The sequence below is a fragment of the Microcystis sp. M53598_WE2 genome (assembly GCF_030067735.1).
In the GTDB taxonomy this organism is placed as follows: Bacteria; Cyanobacteriota; Cyanobacteriia; order Cyanobacteriales; family Microcystaceae; genus Microcystis; species Microcystis aeruginosa.
Genome location: NZ_JASJFE010000617.1, coordinates 1 through 3,009, shown reverse-complemented (window position 1 = coordinate 3,009; position 3,009 = coordinate 1). Strand labels below are relative to the sequence as shown.

Here is a 3,009-nt window from a genome sequence, read left to right as displayed (position 1 = left end):
TCTCATCAAAAGTCTGCATCAAATTTTGACGCATTCCCCGAAAAGTGGGATTATCCAAATAACCATGATTTGTAATTAACGCCACAACTCCATAACCAGTTTCCGCTACCCGATACTGAGCAAAGCGAATAAACTTCACATAATCATCTAATAAACCTTTAGGGTTTCTCTCTCCCAATGGTTTTCCATCTAATTGATAATAATCCTTAACCAAATTCACAATCCAAGGGTCAGTATTCATCGACTGATAGGAATAGGGTGGATTGCCTAAAATCACCATAACTGGCATTTCTTGCTTAACATCTTTTGCCGCGGCTGCTTCATCGCGAATACGATTTAAAAAACCATCAGCAGGGGGAATTTGAAAAGCTTCCTGTAGGGTGTTGGTGAGATAGATTCCCAAGCGTTCATCGGCACTAAAATCATAGCCTAATTCCTGAAGTTGTAAACCTAATTTCATGTGTGCTACGGTGTAGGGAGCCATCAGTAATTCAAACCCAAAGAGACGGGGTAATAAATGTTTACTGACATAACTAGACCACATCCCTTTCTGTTGACGAAAACTATCATAGATATGGTCGATAACAGAGTGTAAAAAAGTGCCTGTTCCCACAGCAGGATCGAGGATTAAAACTTGGTGAACTTCCTGAGTTTCTTGGCTATTATTAGGATTTTTAATCGTAATTTTTTTGGCATCGGCCAAACCTTTAGGAATCTGAAACTTATTTTTTAGAATATAGTCCACACTGCGAACCATGTAAGAAACCACGGGTTCAGGGGTATAATAAACCCCCCTAGACTCACGCATTTTACTATCGTATTCGGCTAAAAAAGTCTCATAAAAGTGAACTACAGGATCCTGCTTGCGCGTGCGTTTTCCAAAGCTGCCGAGAATCCCCTCCATATCCGTTTGTTGTAAAATAGTCGCTAGAGTATCCACGGCCCAAGTAATCCGCTCATCTAATTCTGTACCAGCAATTTGATGAAAAATTCCCCGCAAAAAAGGGTTAGTTTTCGGTAGTCGAAATCCCGCCGTTTCCCTGGAAAAAGAACTTATTTGATCCGTATTACAGCGTGCCGCAAATAAACCATAACAGATTGTTTGTGCATACATATCCGCAAACTGCGCTTCATTGAGATCACTAATTAAAACTCGTTGAAAAGATTGCAATTGTTGCCGCAACATTCCCCCACAATCTTGATCTTTTAAAGCTTGGCCGATTGCGTCTCTAATTAACTGCGCTAAAGCGGCCATTTTTTTGGCTAATTCTCGCGGTGTTGTGATCTGAATAACTTTTGAGAGGAAAAACTGACAGAACAATTGTTCTACTTGTAAAATACCCTGGGAATCAGGTTTAATTTGCTTTTTTTGATTAAGACTTGCCACGGCAGCTGATAGACGCAATTCTCCCGATACATACCAACGAAATTCTAAATGATCGGTGATAATTAAATTACCCAAAGCCTGTAAATAACGTTTTATTTGGGGAGTATTTTCAACCTTTTTGAGAGAAGTTCCGATATCTTTTGCTTCCAGATGGCCAACTTCTACCATACCCTGATTAATCACAAAATCCGGAGCGCCACAAGCAATCCTTTTGGGTTCATTGAGAGCTTGTAGGTTATTATTTAGGGATTCAATTAATTTTTTTAAAGCGGGACGATAACTGTGTTCTGTGGCGTTACCCTGTTGATAAATGCCTGTGATTTCCTCTAGATATTTTGGCAGTGAGTTACTCATTATCAGTGTTGCATACAAACGTTCTTCTATAGATAAAATATAACCTCATTTGCCCCCAATGTCCACTGAGATGCCCTCATCCTGCTTTATCCCTATCCTCAAGGATACCAAAATTAGCTAAAATGAAATGATAGGCGATAATCTCATCCCAACAACTTCACCAAAATATTAACGATGGTCAAAGCATCATCTCCCTTATCTCTAGAGCATCTCTATCATGTTCCCACCTACACTATAGCCGATACTGCGCGCTATCTCCATATTCCTTTGCCCACTCTGAGAACGTGGGTACGAGGACGCACCTACCCCACAAAAAAAGGACAAAAAGAGTTTTTACCCCTCATTCAACGACCTAATCCGAATATTCCGCAACTTTCCTTTACTAACTTAGTGGAAGCGCACGTTTTAAGAGTTATTCGCAAAGTTCATAACATCCCTCTCGATAAAGTTAGACTGGCCCTAGACTATATTAGTGAACAATTTAACACCGATCATCCTCTGGTTCAAAAACAATTTAGTACCGATGGAACTGACCTTTTTATTGAACAATTTGAACATTTAATTAATGCCTCCCGTTCGGGACAATTGACGATGAAACAATTCTTAAATAATCTCTTAACTCGTATTGAATGGGATGAACAAGATATCGCCACACGGCTTTTTCCCACTATCGACATAAATGGGGAAGACTTCAGCAATAAAGTCCTAAAGATAGATCCTAATATTTCCTTCGGAAAACCCGTGATCACAGGAACAGGAATTCCCACTAAAGTTGTCACAGAACTTTATGATGCGGGGGACTCTATAGAAGATATTGCCAATGATTATAATTGTCAACCTTGGCAAATTGAAAAAGCGATTTTATTCGAGTGCAATTGGCAAGCGGCATGACCTATCAATACACCTATTTTATAGACCGCGCTTTAGGAAAATCTATCGGTGAAGCTTTGCAAGAAATAGGGGTTAAAATTGAATTTCATCATGCCCATTTTGCCCCAGATGCACCGGATACGGAGTGGCTACCTATTGTTAGTCAAAGAGGATGGATAGTATTAACTAAAGATGTAAACATTGGTAGAAATATTTTAGAAGTTCAACAGATAGCCCGTTATCAGGCTCAAGTATTTGTTCTAGTTTCTGGCAACTTACCTCGTCAAACCATGATTAATATTTTTGTCGAAACAATCGATAAAATCGAAAAAATAGTTCAAGGGAATCAAGCCCCTTTTATCGCCAAAATATACCAAGATTTTCAAGTAAAATTGTGG

General features: G+C 39.3%; 3 protein-coding genes. 2 read left to right on the top strand and 1 reads right to left on the bottom strand.

Annotation, left to right across the window (positions count from 1 at the left end):
- A partial coding sequence (locus PX636_RS12555; protein WP_288117436.1) for an N-6 DNA methylase occupies nt 1-1,741 on the bottom strand: 1,741 nt, incomplete at its 3' end.
- Nucleotides 1,742-1,915: 174 nt separating this feature from the next.
- Between PX636_RS12555 and PX636_RS12550 the strand changes: the two genes are divergently transcribed.
- On the top strand, nt 1,916-2,632 hold the full coding sequence (locus tag PX636_RS12550; RefSeq protein ID WP_002760746.1) for a DUF433 domain-containing protein: 717 nt from the start codon (nt 1,916-1,918) through the stop codon (nt 2,630-2,632).
- Nucleotides 2,629-3,009 (top strand): PIN-like domain-containing protein (locus tag PX636_RS12545; RefSeq protein ID WP_288117435.1); only part of this gene is annotated, 381 nt, incomplete at its 3' end. The genes PX636_RS12550 and PX636_RS12545, both read left to right, overlap by 4 nt.

Bases quoted from the DNA above. Each gene is read 5' to 3' on its own strand.
- PX636_RS12550 (WP_002760746.1), top strand. From the start codon at position 1,916: ATGGTCAAAGCATCATCTCCCTTATCTCTAGAGCATCTCTATCATGTT.